We start from the raw sequence: 19,603 nt of genomic DNA on the forward strand, positions 1-19,603 counted from the left end.
CCTTCAATCAAATGTGGGAGCCAGCCTGCTGGCTCCCACATTGGTTTTGCGATGAGGCTTAAGCTTTTGCAGCCGCCAGAATCAGCGCTTTCATTTCAGAGACGGCAGACTTGAAGCCAACGAACAACGCATGCGCCACCAGCGCATGGCCGATGTTCAGCTCGTTGATGCCCTTGATCGCGGCCACGGCCTCAACGTTGTGGTAATGCAGACCATGACCGGCATTGACGATCAGCCCCTGAGCCAGACCAAACGCCACACCGTCCGCCACTCGCTTCAGTTCTTCAGCGACGTCGGTCGGGGTTTCGGCATCGGCATAACGCCCGGTGTGCAGCTCAATGGCCGGCGCACCGACGCGCTTGGAGGCCGCAATCTGACGCTCGTCGGCATCGATGAACAGCGACACCTCGCTGCCGATCTTCGACAGACGCTCAACCGCCGCTTTGATGCGTTCTTCCTGCCCTGCCACATCCAGACCGCCTTCGGTGGTCAGCTCCTGACGGGTTTCCGGGACCAGGCAGATGTGCGCAGGACGGATGCGTTCGGCAAACGCCATCATTTCTTCGGTGACGCCCATTTCGAAGTTCATGCGGGTTTGCAGCACGTCCTTGAGCAACAGTACGTCGCGCTCCTGAATGTGCCGACGGTCTTCGCGCAGATGCACCGTGATGCCATCGGCGCCCGCCTCTTCCGCGTCCAGCGCAGCCTTGACCGGATCCGGGTAACGCGTGCCACGGGCCTGACGCAGGGTGGCGACGTGGTCGATGTTCACGCCAAGAAGAATGCGATTGCTGGTGGTCACGGATGCGCTCCTGAATGGAAAGATTCGGCGCACAGCATACACGGGGCTAGGGCTTGCGAAACAGCTCGCGACTGACCAGAGGGCGACCGCCGAGGTGAACGGCCAAGGCCTGACGCATCAAACGCTTGGCGGCGGAGAGTGCGCCGGGAGCCGACCAGTCGGCTTCGGCCATGGCGAGTAATTCAACGCCGTTGAACAGGCCGGGTTGCAGCAAGTAAACGCGCTCAAGGCCGGCGTCCACTTGCAGACGGTAGAGACCATCGGGCGCAACAGGCTCGCCGTGAATATCGGTATTCATGGAAAAGCCGTAACCGAGGTCATCGAGCAGACGCCATTCGAAAGAGCGCAACAACGGTTCCAGCGGCCGGCCTTCGGCCAGAGCCAGCAGGGTTGCTGCGTAGTGATCGAACACCGCCGGGTGCGGATCTTCGGCAGGCAGCAGGCGGATCAATAGCTCGTTGAGGTAAAGACCGCTGAACAGCGCCTCGCCATTGAGCCAGGCGCAAGTGCCGGCACTTTCCATGCGCCCGACATTCTTCAACTCGCCCTTGCCGCGAAACTCGACTTCCAGCGCCACGAACGGCCGCGCCAACGTCCCGGCCTTGCCCCGCGCACTGCGCAGCACCGCTCGCAGCCGACCTTGCGGCGTGAGGAAGTCCACCAACGCGCTGGTTTCGCGGTAGGCGCGCGAATGCAGGACGTAGGCGCGTTGGGCAGGAGGTGGGGTTTGCGACATGGAATTCTCGATGAAGAAACGCGGTTTTACTCACAACCCAAAACTACTGTGGGAGCGGGCTTGCTCGCGAAAGCGGTGAATCAGTCGAAGTGTATGTCGACTGACACTGCGCATTCGCGAGCAAGCCCGCTCCCACAGGGGGGTTCTCTGGAGTATCAGAAAACCGGTATTACAGGTCGCCGTAACCCAGCGAACGCAGCGCACGCTCGTCGTCGGACCAGCCGCCCTTCACCTTGACCCACAGGTTGAGCATGATCTTGGAGTCGAACAACAACTCCATGTCCTTGCGCGCTTCGGTGCCGATGCGTTTGATGCGCTCGCCCTTGTCGCCAATGATGATCTTCTTCTGGCCGTCACGTTCGACGAGGATCAGCGCATGGATGTGCAGGGTCTTGCCCTGCTGCTTGAACTCTTCGATTTCGACGGTGATCTGGTATGGCAGCTCAGCGCCCATCTGGCGCATGATTTTCTCGCGCACCAGTTCAGCGGCAAGAAAACGGCTACTGCGGTCAGTGATCTGGTCTTCGGGGAAGAAGTGATCGTTTTCCGGCAGGTGATCGGCAATCACCTTTTCCAGCGCGTCGAGGTTATGCCCGTGCTGCGCCGAAATCGGGATGATCTGCGCGTTCGGCAGCTGTTCCTGCAACCAGCTCAGGTGCGGCATCAGCTCGGCTTTGTCTTCGATACGGTCGGTCTTGTTCAGTGCGACGATCAGCGGGCCGGTCACGTATTGCACACGCTCCAGCACCATCTGGTCTTCTTCGGTCCACTTGGTGCGATCGACCACGAAGATCACCACGTCGACGTCTTTCAACGCCGCCGAAGCGGTCTTGTTCATGTAACGGTTCAGCGCCTTTTCGCCACCCTTGTGCATGCCGGGGGTGTCGACGTAGATCGCCTGCACGCCACCCTCGGTCTTGATCCCGAGCATGTTGTGACGAGTGGTTTGTGGCTTGCGCGAGGTGATCGCCAGCTTCTGACCAAGAATGTGGTTCAGCAGCGTGGACTTGCCCACGTTGGGACGGCCGACGATGGCAACGTAGCCACAGCGAGTTGCGTTTGTATCAGTCATTGCCATTCTCCACGCCCAGGGCAATCAGTGCTGCGGCGGCCGCTACCTGTTCGGCAATACGACGGCTCACACCCTGACCTCGGCTTTTTTCATTCAGTAAGACAACTTCGCACTCGACGAAGAAGGTTCGGCAGTGCGGCTCGCCCTGGATATCCACCACCTCGTAACGAGGCAGGTCGCAACCGCGTGATTGCAGGAATTCCTGCAGGCGGGTCTTCGGATCCTTGTTGGTGTCGACCAGGGTCAGACCTTCGAACTCACCCGCCAGCCAGGCCAGTACGCGCTCGCGAGCCATGTCCATGCCGGCGTCGAGGTAAATCGCACCGATCAAGGCTTCGAGGGCATCGGCCAGAATCGATTCGCGACGGAAACCGCCACTTTTCAACTCGCCGGAACCCAGACGCAGATAATCACCCAGGTCGAAACCGCGAGCCAGCACGGCCAGCGTCTCACCTTTCACCAAGCGTGCGCGCAAACGCGATAACTGGCCTTCACGGGCGAGCGGGAAGCGATCGAACAGCGCCTCGCCCGCAACGAAGTTGAGGATGGCATCACCGAGGAATTCCAGGCGTTCGTTGTTACGCCCGGCGAAACTGCGGTGTGTGAGGGCCAGGAGCATCAGCTCCTGATCCTTGAAGGTGTAACCGAGCTGACGCTCGAGACGGCTTAATGAGGCGCTCACGGTTTACCCACGCTGAGATCAAAGCTGGATTCCACCGCCATCGCCGGGGTACGGCGCAGGCCTGGGACAATTAACGCTGTGTTCAAAAATTACATCCTGGCTATTGCGAAGCCGATTGTGTCGACTCCAGAAATGCATTCGGCGCTGTGGTCAACAGCGCCGTGTGTGATTACTTGATCAGGCCAACCCGCGAGAAATTCGGCAGGTGGCTGAGTTTCGGTTCCGGCCAGCTCATCCAGACTGCAAAGGCCTTGCCGACGATATTCTGGTCGGGAACCATGCCCAACATGTCCTTGGGAATGTTTGGATCATCCCAGTAGCGACTGTCGTTCGAGTTGTCGCGGTTGTCGCCCATCATGAAGTAGTGCCCGGCCGGCACGGTCCACGAATGATCCGGGGTCGCGCGGTAGCGGCTCATTTCCTTGCGGATCAAGTGCTCGGCGGCGCCGAGTTTTTCCTGATAGAGCTCAGCGCTGCCCAAGGTGCCCGGCTCGGAGCCGACCAACTGCTCGGCAATCGATTCGCCATTGACGAACAGACGCTTGTCAGCGGTGTAACGCACTGTGTCGCCCGGCAGGCCGACTACACGCTTGATGTAGTTGACGCTCGGGTCGCTTGGGTAGCGAAACACCATCACGTCGCCCCGCTGCGGATCACCGACTTCGATGATTTTCTTGTCGATCACCGGCAGGCGGATCCCGTAAGAAAACTTGTTCACCAGAATGAAGTCGCCGACATCCAGGGTCGGCTTCATCGAACCGGACGGGATCTGGAACGGCTCCACCAGGAACGAACGCAGCACCAGCACGATGAACAACACCGGGAAGAACGACTTGCCGTATTCCACCAGCAGCGGCTCTTTGTTCAGTTTCTCAACCACCACCACATCGGGTTGGCTGACACTGCCTTGATAAGAGGCAATGGCAGCGCGCCGACGCGGCGCGAGGATCAACAGATCAAGCAACGCCAACAGGCCGCAGACGAACACGGCGATGACCAGCAACAGCGGGAAATTTAGTGACATAGGACCTGACTATTCCAACCTGAGCACGGCGAGGAAGGCTTCTTGTGGAATTTCCACGTTGCCGACCTGCTTCATGCGTTTCTTACCGGCCTTTTGCTTCTCGAGCAGTTTCTTCTTACGGCTGACGTCACCACCGTAGCATTTGGCCAATACGTTCTTTCTGAGCGCCTTGACGGTTGTCCGTGCAACGATCTGACCGCCAATGGCGGCCTGGATGGCCACGTCGAACATCTGTCGCGGAATCAGTTCTTTCATCTTCTCGGTCAACTGGCGACCTTTGTAGTGCGAGTTGTCACGGTGCACGATCAACGCCAGAGCATCGACCTTGTCGCCGTTGATCAGCACGTCCAGTTTCACCAGATTAGCCGATTGGTAACGATCGAAATGGTAGTCCAGCGAAGCATAGCCGCGGCTGGTGGATTTGAGACGGTCGAAGAAGTCCAGTACCACTTCGTTCATCGGCAGGTCGTAAGTGACTTGCACCTGATTGCCGAGGAACAGCATGTCGACCTGTACGCCGCGTTTCTCGATGCACAGGGTGATGACGTTGCCCAGGTGTTCTTGCGGAACCAGGATGTTGGCACGCACGATCGGCTCGCGCATGTCTTCGATGGCCGAGACATCCGGAAGCTTGGACGGGTTGTCGACGTAAATCGTTTCGCCGGTTTTGAGCACCAGTTCGAAGATTACCGTCGGCGCCGTGGTGATCAGGTCCAGGTCGTATTCGCGCTCCAGGCGCTCCTGGATGATTTCCATGTGCAGCATGCCGAGGAAGCCGCAACGGAAGCCGAAGCCCAGTGCGTCGGAGCTTTCCGGGGTGTATTGCAGCGACGAGTCGTTGAGGGTCAGCTTCTGCAGCGCTTCGCGGAAATCTTCGAAATCGTCGGAGCTGACCGGGAACAGACCGGCGTAAACCTGTGGCTGGATGCGTTTGAAGCCCGGCAGTACCGGAACATCCGGGGTGGAGCTGAGGGTCAGGGTGTCACCGACCGGAGCACCGTGGATGTCCTTGATGCTGGCGATGATGAAGCCCACTTCACCGGCCTTCAGGTCAACCGTGGCGGTGTGTTTCGGATTGAACACGCCGACGCTGTCGACCAGGTGGATCTTGCCGGTGGATTTCACCAGGATCTTGTCGCCCTTCTTCACACGGCCGTGGCGCACGCGAACCAGGGAGACAACGCCCAGATAGTTGTCGAACCAGGAATCGATGATCAACGCTTGCAGCGGATCTTCGATGTTGCCGGTCGGCGCAGGAATAGTGTGCACCAGACGCTCGAGCACTTCGTCGACACCCAGGCCGGTCTTGGCGCTGCAGGTGACGGCGTCGGCGGCGTCGATGCCGATGATCTTCTCGATCTCGTCCTTGACGCGGTCCGGTTCGGCCTGCGGCAGGTCGATCTTGTTCAGGACCGGCATGACCTCAAGGCCCTGCTCGATCGCGGTGTAGCAGTTGGCCACGGACTGGGCTTCAACACCTTGACCGGCATCGACCACCAGCAAGGCACCTTCACACGCAGCCAGGGAACGGCTGACTTCATAGGTGAAGTCGACGTGGCCCGGGGTGTCAATGAAGTTCAGTTGGTAGGTGACGCCATCTTTGGCTTTGTAATAGAGGGTAACGCTGTGGGCCTTGATGGTGATCCCGCGTTCACGCTCCAGATCCATGGAATCCAGTACCTGGGCTTCCATTTCACGCTCGGCCAGGCCGCCGCACATCTGGATGAAGCGATCGGCCAGCGTCGACTTGCCATGGTCAATGTGGGCGATGATGGAGAAATTGCGGATATGACTCAAATCACTCACGGATCAACACTCAAAAAGGCTGCAGGCTTGGCCCGCCGAAAAATAGCCGGGAATTGTACCTGATACACGGCGCAAGCGTCACGTTCACCTGTCACCCGGATTGCATACAAAAACGCCCCGATCGGTTGATCGAGGCGTTTTCAGGGTTAAACGGCGGATGAAAGCTTGTTCATCAACCCGCTCGTCGCAGCAGCCAGACACCGGCCAGCGCACAGACTCCGGCCGGCACCAGCACCGCGAACAGCGGTGAGAAACCGAATACCAGGCTCGATGGGCCGAGCAAATCCTGAACGATGCGAAAGGTGAAGCCGACCAGCACGCCAGTGAAGACACGCTGACCCAAGGTCACCGAACGCAGCGGGCCGAAGATAAAGGAAATGGCCATCAATACCAGTGCGGCGGTGACCAATGGCTGCAACACCTTGACCCAAAATGCCAGCCAGTAACGGCCGTTGCTCAGGCCCTGCTCCGCCAGATAGTGGATGTAACCCCACAGGCCGGTGATTGACAGCGATTCCGGAGCCATGACCACTGTGCTCAGCAATTGCGGGCTCAGGGACACGTCCCAACGCTCAGTGGGCGTGTTTACAACCTCGGTGCTGCGGTCATGGAAAACGGTGGTTGCAACGTCGGTGAGTTCCCAGTGATCTTTATCGAACTCGGCCTTTTTGGCGAAGCTCGAACTCAGCAGATGGCGCTCTTTGTCAAAGCGATAGCGCGTCACGCCATACAACAGGCCATTGGGTTGAACGGCGTTGATGTGAATGAACTCTTCACCCTGGCGGTGCCACATACCGTGCTTGGCGCTTTGCGCGTCGCCACTGCCCTGAGCCAGCGAGCGGTTGGCCTGGGCCATGCTTTCGGTGGCAGGGGCAACGTACTCACCGATCAGCACGCCGGCCAGCATCAGCACCAGCATCGGCTTCATCACCGCCCAGACGATCCGGCCGATGGACACGCCGGCAGCGCGCATCACGGTCAGTTCACTGCTGCTGGCCAGACTGCCGAGGCCGATCAGGCAACCAATCAACGCTGCCATCGGCAGCATTTCATAGAGCCGGCGTGGCGCGGTCAGCAAAACGAACCCCAGGACATCAACCAGGGTGTAGGTATCGCTGACGTCGCCCATCTCATCGATAAAGGCGAACAGGGTCGCCAGACCGAGAATGATTGCCAGCACGGCGATGATCGCCATGAAGACGCTGCTGCCGATATAGCGGTCGAGTTTAACCACGGGCCACCTCCAGTGCAGCGGCGCGACGGCTGGCCATCTTCAGGCGCAGCGGCTCCCAGTACAGCAGGCCGATACCGATGAACAGGAAGATCGCATGCACCCACCACAGGCCGAGGGCGGGTGGAATCTTGCCTTTTTCAAGGGCGCCGCGGGCGGCAATCAGGATGGTCAGGTAAGCCATATAAAGAAGAATCGCCGGCAGCAACTTGAGGAAACGCCCTTGACGCGGATTGACTCGCGACAGCGGCACCGCCATCAGGGTCACGATAAACACCAGCAACGGCAGGGACAGACGCCATTGCAGTTCGGTTTTGGAGCGGATGTCATCATTGCCCAGCAAGGTCGATGTCGGCATCGCATCGCGGTCAGTGACTTCTTCGCTGACGTCCGGCTTGGGCAGCAAAACGCCATAGGTTTCGTAATGGATGGCGCGGTAATCGGCCAGCCCTGGGCTGCCGTCATAACGATAGCCGTCTTCGAGAATCAGATAGCGATTGCCGTCAGGACGAACTTCCTGACGCCCCTTCTCGGCCACCAGTACGGAAATCCCGCGATCCTTCTGATCGGCGCCGAGGTTCTTCTGCGAGATAAACACGCTGCCCAGATTGACGCGGTCATCGCTCAGCGTTTCGGTGTAGGTCACGCGGGTGCCATCACGCAGAGCCTGGAAGCGACCTGGCTCGAGCGTATCGAATTCGGTGAGCGCGTCCTGCTTGTTGAGCAGCAACTGGAACTGGTTGGCACCTTGCGGGGCCAGGCCCAGGCTCAGCCATGCCACGACCAGTGCAACCAGGGTGGCCGGAAACAGCGTGATGCGAAACAGCTTCTGCTGGCTCATGCCGGTGGCCGAGAGCACGGTCATTTCGCTTTCGAGGTACAGGCGACCGTAGGCCAGCAGGATCCCGAGGAACAGGCCCAGCGGCAGAATCAGTTGCATGAACCCCGGCAGACGATAGCCCATGATCAGGAACAGAGAACCCGGATCGAGCTGGCCGGCAGCGGCCTGAGCGAGGTATTTGATGAAGCGACCGCTCATGATGATGACCAGCAGCACAGCACTCACAGCGCTGAGGGTCAACAGGACTTCGCGGGACAGATAACGGAAGACGATCAAACCAGACACTCCAGGGTTGTCAGGCTAAGGCGGCCAAACAAGCAAACACATCAACCGGCCCGCAAGGCAGAGCCGTCGAAAAAAGATGCGGCATTATCCTGTGATTGAGGGCGCCTGTCACTGCGCACACTCATCCGTGGGTGCAATCGGTTGAAGATCGTACAACCGAGGGTTGTCAGGCGCGGTGAGCGAGGTTCAAACTGCGGCCCTTGTCGCAGGCCTTGGCCTGCGCCTCTTCTATCTATAAGCAGGCGACTGCGAACACCGTCGAACGCCTGTGTGTTGATCATTCATTCAGGGATCCGGACATGGAACTGGTTGTAAAAAGCGTTAGCCCAGAAACGTTGAAAACCGCCACCCTGGTGGTTGCCGTCGGTGAAGGCCGCAAGCTCGGCGTCGCCGCCAAGCAGCTCGATGAACTGAGCGGCGGCGCGATCAGCGCCGTACTCAAGCGTGGCGATCTGGCCGGCAAAGTCGGCCAAAGCCTGCTGCTGCACAGCCTGCCGAACCTCAAAGCCGAGCGCGTGCTGCTGGTCGGTGTGGGCAAGGATGAAGAACTGGGCGACCGCCCGCTGCGCAAAATCGTTGCCGGCATCCTCAACACGCTGAAGGGCCTGGGCGGCAGTGATGCCGTACTGGCGCTGGATGAAATCATTGTCAAAAACCGCGACAGCTACGGCAAAACCCGTCTGCTGGCAGAAACCCTGCTGGACGGCGAATACACCTTCGACCAGTTCAAGAGCCAGAAAGCCGAACCGCGCGCCCTGAAGAAAATCACCCTGCTGACCATCAAGGCTGCCCAGGCCGAAGTGCAGCGCGCCGTGACTCACGCGACTGCAATCGCGAACGGCATGGCCTTTACCCGTAATCTGGGCAACCTGCCGCCGAACATCTGCCACCCGACGTTCCTCGGCGAGCAAGCCAAGGATCTGGGCAAAGCGTTCAAGGATCTGAAAGTCGAAGTCCTCGACGAGAAGAAGATCAAGGCGCTGGGCATGGGTTCGTTCTACGCCGTCGGCCAGGGCAGCGCCCAACCGCCGCGCCTGATCGTCATGCAATACAACGGTGGCAAGAAATCCGAGAAGCCATACGCACTGGTCGGCAAAGGCATCACCTTCGACACCGGCGGTATCAGCCTGAAGCCGGGCGCCGGCATGGACGAAATGAAGTACGACATGGGCGGTGCTGCCAGCGTCTTCGGTACCGTGCGCGCCGTGCTCGAGTTGAAGCTGCCGATCAACCTGGTGTGCATCCTCGCCTGCGCCGAAAACATGCCGAGCGGCAATGCCTCGCGTCCGGGCGACATCGTCACCACCATGAGCGGCCAGACCGTGGAAATCCTCAACACCGACGCCGAAGGCCGTCTGGTGCTGTGCGACGCCCTGACCTACTCCGAGCGCTTCAAGCCGCAAGCGGTGATCGACATCGCCACCCTGACCGGCGCCTGCGTCGTGGCACTGGGTGCACACACTTCCGGCCTGCTGGGCAACAACGACGAACTGATCGAGCAACTGCTCAGCGCCGGCAAAACGGCCGACGACCGTGCCTGGCAACTGCCGCTGTTCGATGAGTATCAAGAGCAACTGGACAGCCCGTTCGCCGACATCGCCAACATTGGCGGCCCGAAGGCCGGCACCATCACAGCAGCTTGCTTCCTGTCGCGCTTCACCAAGAACCTCAACTGGGCGCACCTGGACATCGCCGGCACCGCATGGACCAGCGGCGGCAAGGACAAGGGCGCCACCGGCCGTCCGGTGCCACTGCTGACCCAGTACCTGCTCGATCGCGCCAAAGCCTGAAACCGCTGACGGGCGGCGGCGTCACTTTAGGGTGACGCCGTTTGCCGCTCTGGAACCGCAATGACCAAAGTCGACTTTTATATCCTGCCCAGCGCCGATCCCTCGGCACGCCTGGACTTTGCCTGCAAGCTCACTGAAAAAGCCTGGCGCATGGGCCACCGCATCTACCTGCATTGCAGCGATGCCGCTCAGCGTGACGATCTAGATGCTCGCTTGTGGGCGTTCAAGGGCGAAACCTTCGTGCCCCACGGCCCGGCCGACAGCGAACCAGACGGTTTGATCGTGCTGGGACTGGGCGCTGACTGCGGCGAGCATCAGGATCTGCTGGTCAACCTCGACCTGAAAGTCCCGACTTTCGCCAGCAAATTCGCCCGGGTGGCGGAAGTGGTGGTAGAAGATCCAACCATACGAGCGGCTGCGCGGGAGAGTTTCCGTTTCTACCGCGAACAGGGCTATCCTCTGCAAGATCACCGTTTACAGCGACTCTGAGCATTCCGATGGACACTCCGAAACCGCAGCAAAAGTCCGCACACTTGCTGGACGATCTTGAATCGATCCGCCAGTTGCTCGGCGATGACAACCTGCAACCGCCGCTGCTGACCGACACGGTCGACGACGGTGAACAGGAACAGATTCCGATGCTGTTCGACTCAGCCGGCACCGAGCCGCCAGCCGTCGAACCCCCACCCGCTCCCTCTGCGACACCTGCCGCGCAACCTTCGGCGACCATCGACAAAGGCCCGGATGCGCTGCTGCACCTGGACAGCGAACTGCGCGCCGCCGCACAGTTGATCATGCAAGACGTGATCGACGACTTCGCGCCCCACATCGAAACCGAAATCAAACGCCGCCTCGATGCACGGATGGAACGGTTGCTTAGCCAGTACGAATAACGCCCACCACCCCCTGAGGGAGCCAGCCTGCTGGCGATGGCAACACCGAGGTTTTCCCGCAGAACCGCAGTGATGCCATCGCCAGCAGGCTGGCTCCGACAGTTTAGATCTCCAGCGGCCCCTCCCCCCGCTCGCCCTCGGCCCCATGCCCCGCTATACTTCCCGGCTTTTCCTGAATAAATGCCAATAGGGTCCCGCCGCGCATGGATAAGACCTACCAGCCGCACGCCATTGAAACTTCCTGGTACAACACCTGGGAGTCCGAGAACTATTTCGCACCGCAAGGCGCGGGCGATTCCTACACCATCATGATCCCGCCGCCGAACGTCACCGGCAGCCTGCACATGGGGCACGGTTTCAACAACGCGATCATGGACGCCCTGATCCGTTTCCGCCGCATGCAGGGTCGCAACACCCTGTGGCAGCCGGGCACCGACCACGCCGGTATCGCCACGCAGATGCTGGTGGAGCGTCAACTTGAAGCCCAGGGCCAGAATCGCCACGATCTGGGCCGGGACAAATTCCTCGAGAAAGTCTGGGAGTGGAAGGATCAGTCGGGCGGCAACATCAGCCGTCAGATCCGCCGCCTCGGTTCATCCGTGGACTGGAGCCGTGAGCGCTTCACCATGGATGACGGCCTCTCGGAAGCCGTTAAAGAAGCCTTCGTACGCCTGCACGAAGACGGCTTGATCTATCGTGGCAAGCGTCTGGTCAACTGGGATACCAAGCTGCACACGGCGATTTCCGACCTCGAAGTGGAAAACCACGACGAGAAAGGTTTCCTGTGGAACCTCAAGTACCCGCTGGCCGACGGCGCGAAAACCGCTGAAGGCAACGATTTCCTGATCGTCGCGACCACCCGTCCGGAAACCATGCTCGGCGACTCCGCCGTGGCCGTAAACCCGAACGACGAACGCTACAAAGCCCTGATCGGCAAGTTTGTCGAGCTGCCACTGGTTGGCCGCCGTATCCCGATCATCGCCGACGATTACTGCGACCCTGAATTCGGCACCGGTTGCGTGAAAATCACCCCGGCTCACGATTTCAACGACTACGAAGTCGGCAAGCGCCACAACCTGCCGCTGCTGAACATCTTCGACAAGAACGCCGCCGTACTGCCGGCCTGTCAGGTGTTCAACCTCGACGGCACGCTGAACGACAGCATCGACGGCAAGATCCCGGCTGAATACGCCGGTCTCGACCGTTTCGAAGCGCGCAAACAAATCGTTGCTGCGTTCGACGCCGCCGGCCTGCTGGTCAGCGTCGACGACCACAACCTGAAAGTGCCGAAAGGCGACCGCTCCGGCACGATCATCGAGCCGTGGCTGACCGACCAGTGGTACGTCTCCACCAAACCTTTGGCTGAACCTGCGATTGCTGCCGTTGAAGACGGTCGCATCCAGTTCGTGCCGAAACAGTACGAAAACATGTACTTCTCCTGGATGCGCGACATCCAGGACTGGTGCATCAGCCGTCAGCTGTGGTGGGGCCACCGCATTCCAGCCTGGTACGACGAATCGGGCAAGGTCTACGTCGGCCGCGACGAAGCCGAAGTGCGCGCCAAGCACAACCTTGGCCCGGACGTGGCGTTGCAACAGGACAACGACGTGCTCGACACCTGGTTCAGTTCCGGTCTGTGGACGTTCTCCACGCTGGGCTGGCCTGAGCAGACCGAATTCCTGAAGAAATTCCACTCCACCGACGTACTGGTGACGGGCTTCGACATCATTTTCTTCTGGGTTGCCCGGATGATCATGATGACCATGCACTTGATGAAGAACGAGGACGGCACGCCGCAAGTGCCGTTCAAGACCGTTTATGTGCATGGTCTGGTGCGTGATGGCCAGGGCCAGAAGATGTCCAAGTCCAAGGGCAACGTCCTTGACCCGCTGGACATCATCGATGGCATCGACCTGGAAACGCTGGTGCAGAAACGCACCTCGGGCCTGATGCAGCCAAAACTGGCGAAGAAGATCGAGAAGCAGACCCGCGACGAGTTCGCCGACGGCATCGCCAGCTATGGCACCGACGCCCTGCGCTTCACCTTCTGCTCGCTGGCCTCGACCGGTCGAGACATCAAGTTCGACATGGGCCGCGTCGAAGGCTATCGCAACTTCTGCAACAAGATCTGGAACGCCGCGCGTTATGTTCTGGACAAGGGCGAAGACTGCGGCCAGAACGGCGAGGCCTACGAGCTGTCGCTGGCGGATCGCTGGATCATCTCGCAACTGCAACGCACCGAAGCCGAAGTCACCCGCCAACTGGATCAATTCCGTTTCGACCTCGCCGCGCAAGCGCTGTACGAGTTCATCTGGAACCAGTACTGCGACTGGTATCTGGAATTGTCCAAGCCTGTGCTGTGGGACGAAAACGCCCCGGTTGAACGTCAGCGCGGCACCCGTCGCACGCTGGTGCGCGTACTGGAAGTGGCGCTGCGTCTGGCGCACCCGTTCATGCCGTTCATCACTGAAGAAATCTGGCAGCGCATCGCACCGCTGGCCGGTATTCAGGGCAAGACGATCATGCTGCAACCTTGGCCAGTGGCCAATGAAGAGCGCATCGATCCGGCTGCCGAGAGCGACATCGAGTGGCTCAAGGAACTGATGCTCGGCACGCGTAACATCCGCGGCGAAATGAACATCGGCCCGGGCAAGCCACTGCCGATCTACCTGAAGAACGTCAGCGCCGAAGACCAGCGCCGTTTGACCGAGAACGAAGCGCTGCTGAAGAAGCTGGCGCGCCTGGAATCGATCACCGTCCTGGCCGCTGGCGAAGAAGCACCGCTGTCCGCCACCGCACTGGTCGGCGAGATGGAAGTGCTGGTGCCAATGGCCGGCCTGATCGACAAGGCTGCTGAACTGGCGCGCCTGGACAAGGAAATCCTGCGCCTGCAGGGCGAAGTCCAGCGGGTTGGCGGCAAGCTGTCAAACGCCGGTTTCGTCGACAAGGCCCCGGCCGAAGTCATCGAGAAGGAACGCGCCAAACTGGCCGAGGCCGAACAGGCCCTGGGCAAACTGGCCGAGCAACACGCGCGGATTGCCAGCCTGTAACGGCAAATCACAATGAAAAAGGGAGGCCACATTGGCCTCCCTTTTTTATTTCTGCAGCACGATACCCCCTCTGTGGGAGCGGTCTTGCTCGCGAAAGCAATTTCACATCCAACCTATTTATGGACTGACATACCGCCTTCGGGAGCAAGCCCCCTCCCACAGTTGATCGGCATTGTCCGCACTTTTGTCATCAATACCGAGCCGATGTGGGACAATAGCCGCCACTTTCAGCCATACCCGAATCGACCACGCCCATGAACGCCCCTCGCACCCCCAAACCTGCGCGCAAGAAGCCTGACTCCGCGACCCCGGCCAAAGCCGTTGAGCCGCGTGAAAAGGCCAGCCTGCACCCGCGCAATCGCCATCAGGGTCGTTACGACTTCCCGGCGCTGATCAAAACCACGCCGGAACTGGCGAAGTTCGTGATCATCAACCCGTACGGCAAGGAAAGCATCGACTTCGCCAATCCCGATGCGGTGCGCGTGTTCAACCGGGCGCTGCTCAAGTCGTTCTACGGCATCCAGCATTGGGACATTCCGGCGGACTACCTCTGCCCACCCGTGCCGGGCCGTGCCGATTACGTGCATTTTCTCGCTGACCTGCTGGCCAGCATGAACGACGGCAAAGTGCCGCGCGGTGCGATCGTCAACGTGCTGGACATCGGCATGGGCGCCAACTGCGTTTATCCGCTGATCGGCAATAGCGAATACCGCTGGCACTTCCTCGGCTCGGAGATCGACCCGACCGCCGTGGCCGCCGCCAGAGCCATTGTTCAGTCAAACGACCTGAACAAGGTGATCCAACTGCGTCAGCAGGAAAACCGCAAGCACATCCTGATTGGTCTGCTGGAGCCAGGTGAGCGCTTTGACCTGACCATGTGCAACCCGCCGTTCCACGCCTCAATGGATGAAGCGACCAAGGGCAGCGAGCGCAAATGGCGTGCGCTGGGCCGCGCTGATCCGAAACGCAAATTGCCGGTGCTGAACTTCGGCGGCCAGTCGGCGGAGTTGTGGTGTGAGGGCGGCGAAGCACGCTTCGTGACGCAACTGATCGCCGAGAGCGCGAACTTCCAGCACAAAGTGCTGTGGTTCAGCACGCTGGTGTCGAAAGCCTCGAACCTGCCCGCCATCGAAACCGCGCTGAAAAAGGCCGGTGTGCTGGAAAGCCAGGTGGTGGAGATGTCTCAGGGGCAGAAACAGAGCCGCTTCGTCGCCTGGACCTTCCAGACCAAGTCCGAGCAGCAGATCTGGCGCCGCGAGCGCTGGACGCGCTAAACATTGCATAGACCGACGCAGGTCAATTGTGGGAGCGAGCCTGCTCGCGAAGGCGGCGTGTCAGTTAACTTCAATATTGACTGGCACAGCGCTTTCGCGAGCAGGCTCGCTCCCACATTGGATTGCGTGGCGCCGCCAAATCGCAGACACAAAAAAACCGTGCCCGGATTGCTCCGGTGCACGGTTTTTTTATCGCTGCGTCTTACTTGTTCACAGCGTCGGTCAGGCCTTTGGCCACAACCAGCTTGATCACTTTCTTGGCAGGGATTTCGATGGCAGCGCCAGTCGAAGGGTTACGGCCAGTGCGGGCAGGACGCTCGGTCACTTTCAGCTTGCCGATACCTGGCAAGGTGATTTCGCCGCCGTTTTCCAGCTGATCAGCAACGATTTGGCCCAGCTGGTCCAGAGCGTTACGCGCGGTGGTTTTCGGCGCGTCGATAGCTTCAGCGATGTCGGCGATCAGTTGGTCTTTAGTAAGAGCCATGTAGTGTTCCTTCCCTATCAAATTCATATGGATTGCAGAGTGCAGTGTCAGCCATCGAGCCCGATCTTCTGGATCTGGCACCCTCGGCGATAACCACGACGAGTCGGGGTTATAGATACCGAAATCAGGGTTTGGTTCGACCTGACAAATGCTGAATGCACGCTTAACGCAGTGACTTCGCGTAAGACCGGGCAAAACTAGCACAGAGGCGGGGAAATATCCGCCTCTAGCTACCCATTTGGTCAGCTTTATTGCTCTAAATCGGTAAAAAACTGCATAAGCGCCTTCGAGCCCCCCGGTTTTGCCCTTCAACCCGCGCCAAAACCAGTGGTTGCGGTACACTGGGCGCTTTTTCGGGGGAGCCTGCCCTCCTCCCTTCCAACAGCCGAGAAGCCCATGCCGATCCGTCATTGCATCGTCCACCTGATCGACAAAAAACCCGACGGCACGCCCGCAGTTCTGCACGCCCGTGACTCTGAACTGGCTGAGTCCGCGGCCATCGAGAACATGCTCGCCGACCTCAACGAGAGCTATAACGCCAAACAGGGCAAAGCCTGGGGCCTGTTCCACCCGGAATCCGGTGCATTCCCGTTCAGCGGCTGGCTGAAGGAATACATGGAGGGCGCTCATGACTTCACCGCGTTCAGCAAAGTCGCGGTCGAGCATCTGCAAAAGCTGATGGAAGAGTCCAACCTGTCAGTCGGCGGCCACGTGCTGTTCGCCCACTACCAGCAAGGCATGACCGACTACCTGGCCATCGCCCTGCTGCACCACAGCGAAGGCGTGGCGGTGACCGATGAGCTGGACGTGACGCCGTCGCGCCACCTCGACCTCGGTCAACTGCACCTGGCGGCGCGGATCAACGTCTCCGAGTGGCAGAACAACAAACAGTCCAAGCAGTACATCTCGTTCATCAAAGGTAAAAACGGCAAGAAGGTATCGGAGTACTTCCGCGACTTCATTGGCTGCCAGGAAGGCGTCGATGGCCCGGGCGAAACCCGCACTCTGCTCAAGGCGTTCAGCGACTTCGTCGAGAGCGAAGACCTGCCGGAAGATTCCGCCCGGGAGAAAACCAAGACATTGGTGGATTACGCCAGCAGCCAGGCCAAGCTCGGCGAACCGATGGGCCTGGAAGAGTTGTCCGAACTGATCGACGAAGAGCGTCCGAAAGCCTTTTACGATCACATCCGCAACAAGGACTACGGCCTCTCGCCAGAGATTCCGGCAGACAAACGCACCTTGAATCAATTCCGCCGCTTCACCGGCCGCGCCGAGGGCCTGTCGATCAGTTTTGACGCGCACCTGCTGGGTTCGAAGATCGAATACGACGAGGAGGCCGGCACCTTGGTGATCAAAGGCCTGCCGACGTCGCTTACCGATCAGTTGAAGCGCCGCAACTGATGCTCGCCAATGTGCTGAAGAAGGTCGCGCTGGTACTGCTCGTGGTAGTGGTCTATCAGAACTGGGGCAAGATCGAGCGGGTGTTCAATCCGTCGCAGATGGTTTCCGAGCAGACCCGCGCGCAGGCCAGTGTCGTGCTATACGCGACCGACTGGTGCGGCTACTGCAAGCAGACCAAGCGCTTTCTCGACAGCAAGGGCATTCCTTTCAAGGAATTCGATATCGAGAAGGATGCCGAGGCGCGCAAGGCGTACGAGGCATTGGGCGGACGCGGGATTCCATTGATCGACGTGAATGGCACGTTGATTCGCGGGTTTGATCCGGATGAGATCCTCGCCGCCCTGAAATAAATGTGGGAGCTATCGCGCTCCCACGGGTTTTGCAGATGACCGGATTAATCAGCGTGCTTCGAGACGGAAACCGAAGCGTGGGAAGTGCACATGCACCACACCACCGCGTGGGTCTTCGCGACGAAGGATCAGCTCTTCACTGCCTGCAAACAACAATTCCCCAACCACTGGATCAACCCCGTAATCCGTCGCGGCAATTGCCACTTGCTGTCCGGCCTTGAAGCCGTTCGGATCTTCGAATTGCTCATTCGGCAACGCTTGCGGCGTCGAGCTACGTGCCACCTCCAGCGCCTCCTCGGCCGTCATCTCGCTCGCGGCGCCATGACCAAAGCCCAATACGCGGCCCACCCACGCAGACACAGCCGGATACTCATCCACCAGCGGCGCGGTGACAGGCGTCGCCTTGAGGAACCACATCGAGTGCGCCAGAGCGAAGTCGGCGATCGATGGCTCACCAAACAGATAGTCACCCTGCTCACGCTGCAACTGCTGCTCCAGGCGTGCCATGATCGTCGGCCATTGGTGTTTGGCCAGTTCGGTGGACAAACGCGTAGCACTGCCACCGCTGAACAACCCGGCGCGGTCGGCGAGGAAGGCCTTGATTGCTTCCGGCGGCAGTTTGCCGAAACGCACCGCTACCGATTCAGGTTGAAACACCAGGCTGACCGCATGTTGGAATACCACCGAATCCGCCCATGCAGCGAAACTGGCGGTAATCATTTCCTGACCTTCAGGGAAAAATGCCGGCAAGGCTTTTTCCTGCTCTAAACGGCGAGCAATCAGTGACGTGTCGCAGTAGATGTCGGCACCGATCTGCAACACCGGCGTTTTGCGGTAACCACCGGTCAGGGCGGTCAGGTCCGGCTTGGGCATCACCGGTGAAATATGCACAGAGCGCCACGACAAGCCTTTGAAACCCAACAGCAGGCGGGCCTTTTCAGCAAATGGTGAGGTCGGGTAATGATGCAGAATCAACTCGGGCATGCTCGGCTCCGCCGCTCAGATAGTGAGTCGGCAGCTTAGCGCGCATTGGCTTGGCAGCCTACAGATCTGGCTGATAGGAACCAATCAGTCAGATTGATAAGACGCCACCAGGCATTCCTTGGCGCTCTTTTTGAGTTTTTTGATCAACCGCTCCTGGCGCAGCGCATCGCTCTTGTCTCGGCAAAGTTCGGTGTAGACCAAGGCCATGGCCGGGCTGGAGAGGAAGAACCGCGCGCCCTTGCCACTTTGATGCTTGGCAAAACGGCGCACGGGATCATCGCTGATCCCGCAATACAGCGAACCGTTGGCCGCACGAACGAGGTAGACGAACCAGGACTTGCTCACCGGCTCGACAACATCGACAGATTTTTCGCTAAGGCTGGTCACTTCGGGATCAAGGCGTGTAGGAAACAGGCCGCAATCTTATCAGCGACCAGCCTGAAATACCTTCAGTCCCTTAAGGGCCTGAGCACGTACGGCATTGCTCACCAGCGGCGTCCAGCCCAGGAGCAAGCCTTTGAAACCCAAGGCCTGACGTGACCAGCGCCACAGGTCGAAATGATCGTGGTGTTCACAGATCTTGCCGTCGCGGAACACGAAGCGCGCCTGGATGTCATTGACCACGACATTGCCGGTCTGGCTGAACAGATAGGTCGCGACCCAGTGCGCGCCACCGCTGCGCTCATCGGCGCGGACATTATCGAAGGTCAGGGAGAAGTCCTTGGCCCGCGTGGTGAGCATGCGCCACATGTCGCCGGCATCGCGTCCGCGCAGCTCACCGAAGGCCGGATCGCTGAACACGACGTCATCGGTGTAACACGCGGCCATGGCGTCGGCATCAAGGTTCTGAAAGGCCTGGTAGAACCGGGTGATCAGCGCGGCGTGGGCTTCACTCATG

Annotated in this window: 19 protein-coding genes; 7 read left to right on the top strand and 12 right to left on the bottom strand. The window is 59.7% G+C overall.

Going from position 1 to position 19,603, the window contains the following annotated elements:
- Positions 1-58 precede the first annotated feature (58 nt).
- The 8 genes from pdxJ to lptF all read right to left on the bottom strand — a co-directional run bounded on the left by pdxJ (position 59) and on the right by lptF (position 8,470).
- Positions 59-802 carry a pyridoxine 5'-phosphate synthase gene (gene pdxJ / locus K5E40_RS04995; protein WP_221729910.1) on the bottom strand — a complete coding sequence of 248 codons (744 nt, stop codon included), beginning with the start codon at positions 800-802 and terminating at the stop codon, positions 59-61.
- A gap of 46 nt (positions 803-848) precedes the next feature.
- Entirely contained in the window at positions 849-1,538 is a 690-nt protein-coding gene (gene recO, locus K5E40_RS05000; RefSeq protein WP_221729911.1) for a DNA repair protein RecO, read from the bottom strand.
- 169 nt (positions 1,539-1,707) lie between these two features.
- The gene (era, locus tag K5E40_RS05005) at positions 1,708-2,610 is read right to left on the bottom strand and encodes a GTPase Era (protein WP_221729912.1); all 903 of its coding nucleotides are present in this window, start codon (positions 2,608-2,610) and stop codon (positions 1,708-1,710) included.
- Positions 2,603-3,292 carry a ribonuclease III gene (gene rnc / locus K5E40_RS05010; RefSeq protein ID WP_221729913.1) on the bottom strand — a complete coding sequence of 230 codons (690 nt, stop codon included), beginning with the start codon at positions 3,290-3,292 and terminating at the stop codon, positions 2,603-2,605. The genes era and rnc overlap by 8 nt, the downstream gene beginning before the upstream one ends.
- A gap of 169 nt (positions 3,293-3,461) precedes the next feature.
- Complete coding sequence (lepB, locus tag K5E40_RS05015; RefSeq protein ID WP_221729914.1) at positions 3,462-4,316, bottom strand: signal peptidase I; 855 nt, start codon at positions 4,314-4,316, stop codon at positions 3,462-3,464.
- A 9-nt stretch (positions 4,317-4,325) separates the two neighbouring features.
- Positions 4,326-6,122, bottom strand: a complete 1,797-nt coding sequence (gene lepA, locus K5E40_RS05020; RefSeq protein WP_221729915.1) for a translation elongation factor 4 — start codon at positions 6,120-6,122, stop codon at positions 4,326-4,328.
- 172 nt (positions 6,123-6,294) lie between these two features.
- Positions 6,295-7,356 (bottom strand): LPS export ABC transporter permease LptG, encoded by a 1,062-nt coding sequence (gene lptG / locus K5E40_RS05025; RefSeq protein ID WP_221729916.1) that lies wholly within the window; start codon positions 7,354-7,356, stop codon positions 6,295-6,297.
- Positions 7,349-8,470, bottom strand: coding sequence for an LPS export ABC transporter permease LptF (lptF, locus tag K5E40_RS05030; protein WP_221729917.1), 1,122 nt, complete (start codon positions 8,468-8,470; stop codon positions 7,349-7,351). Before lptF ends, lptG begins: the two co-directional genes overlap by 8 nt.
- A 308-nt stretch (positions 8,471-8,778) precedes the next feature.
- On the opposite strand from lptF, the gene K5E40_RS05035 reads away from it, so the two are divergent.
- From K5E40_RS05035 to rlmF, 5 genes are all read left to right on the top strand, one after another.
- Positions 8,779-10,269: a leucyl aminopeptidase gene (locus tag K5E40_RS05035; protein WP_221729918.1), complete on the top strand. Its 1,491-nt coding sequence runs from the start codon at positions 8,779-8,781 to the stop codon at positions 10,267-10,269.
- A 60-nt stretch (positions 10,270-10,329) separates the two neighbouring features.
- A complete protein-coding gene (locus K5E40_RS05040; RefSeq protein WP_221729919.1) occupies positions 10,330-10,758 on the top strand; it encodes a DNA polymerase III subunit chi in 429 nt (142 codons plus the stop codon).
- Positions 10,759-10,766: 8 nt separating this feature from the next.
- A complete protein-coding gene (locus K5E40_RS05045; protein ID WP_221729920.1) occupies positions 10,767-11,162 on the top strand; it encodes a DNA polymerase III subunit chi in 396 nt (131 codons plus the stop codon).
- Between the two features lie 203 nt (positions 11,163-11,365).
- Positions 11,366-14,212, top strand: a complete 2,847-nt coding sequence (locus K5E40_RS05050) for a valine--tRNA ligase (protein ID WP_221729921.1) — start codon at positions 11,366-11,368, stop codon at positions 14,210-14,212.
- Positions 14,213-14,466: 254 nt separating this feature from the next.
- Positions 14,467-15,486, top strand: a complete 1,020-nt coding sequence (rlmF, locus tag K5E40_RS05055; RefSeq protein WP_221729922.1) for a 23S rRNA (adenine(1618)-N(6))-methyltransferase RlmF — start codon at positions 14,467-14,469, stop codon at positions 15,484-15,486.
- 202 nt (positions 15,487-15,688) lie between these two features.
- Here the strand turns inward: rlmF and K5E40_RS05060 are convergent, their stop codons facing one another.
- Positions 15,689-15,970, bottom strand: coding sequence for an HU family DNA-binding protein (locus tag K5E40_RS05060; protein WP_003221909.1), 282 nt, complete (start codon positions 15,968-15,970; stop codon positions 15,689-15,691).
- Positions 15,971-16,366: 396 nt separating this feature from the next.
- On the opposite strand from K5E40_RS05060, the gene yejK reads away from it, so the two are divergent.
- Both yejK and K5E40_RS05070 read left to right on the top strand, forming a co-directional pair.
- Positions 16,367-17,371 carry a nucleoid-associated protein YejK gene (gene yejK / locus K5E40_RS05065; protein ID WP_221729923.1) on the top strand — a complete coding sequence of 335 codons (1,005 nt, stop codon included), beginning with the start codon at positions 16,367-16,369 and terminating at the stop codon, positions 17,369-17,371.
- Positions 17,371-17,721: a glutaredoxin family protein gene (locus K5E40_RS05070; RefSeq protein WP_221729924.1), complete on the top strand. Its 351-nt coding sequence runs from the start codon at positions 17,371-17,373 to the stop codon at positions 17,719-17,721. The genes yejK and K5E40_RS05070 overlap by 1 nt, the downstream gene beginning before the upstream one ends.
- A gap of 48 nt (positions 17,722-17,769) precedes the next feature.
- Here the strand turns inward: K5E40_RS05070 and K5E40_RS05075 are convergent, their stop codons facing one another.
- The 3 genes from K5E40_RS05075 to K5E40_RS05085 all read right to left on the bottom strand — a co-directional run bounded on the left by K5E40_RS05075 (position 17,770) and on the right by K5E40_RS05085 (position 19,602).
- Positions 17,770-18,705 carry a glutathione S-transferase family protein gene (locus K5E40_RS05075; protein WP_221729925.1) on the bottom strand — a complete coding sequence of 312 codons (936 nt, stop codon included), beginning with the start codon at positions 18,703-18,705 and terminating at the stop codon, positions 17,770-17,772.
- An 84-nt stretch (positions 18,706-18,789) separates the two neighbouring features.
- Positions 18,790-19,092 (bottom strand): GIY-YIG nuclease family protein, encoded by a 303-nt coding sequence (locus K5E40_RS05080; protein WP_221729926.1) that lies wholly within the window; start codon positions 19,090-19,092, stop codon positions 18,790-18,792.
- Positions 19,093-19,131: 39 nt separating this feature from the next.
- Complete coding sequence (locus tag K5E40_RS05085; protein WP_221729927.1) at positions 19,132-19,602, bottom strand: nuclear transport factor 2 family protein; 471 nt, start codon at positions 19,600-19,602, stop codon at positions 19,132-19,134.
- Position 19,603: the final 1 nt, after the last annotated feature.

Source organism: Pseudomonas baetica, assembly GCF_019733355.1.
GTDB lineage: Bacteria > Pseudomonadota > Gammaproteobacteria > Pseudomonadales > Pseudomonadaceae > Aquipseudomonas > Aquipseudomonas baetica_A.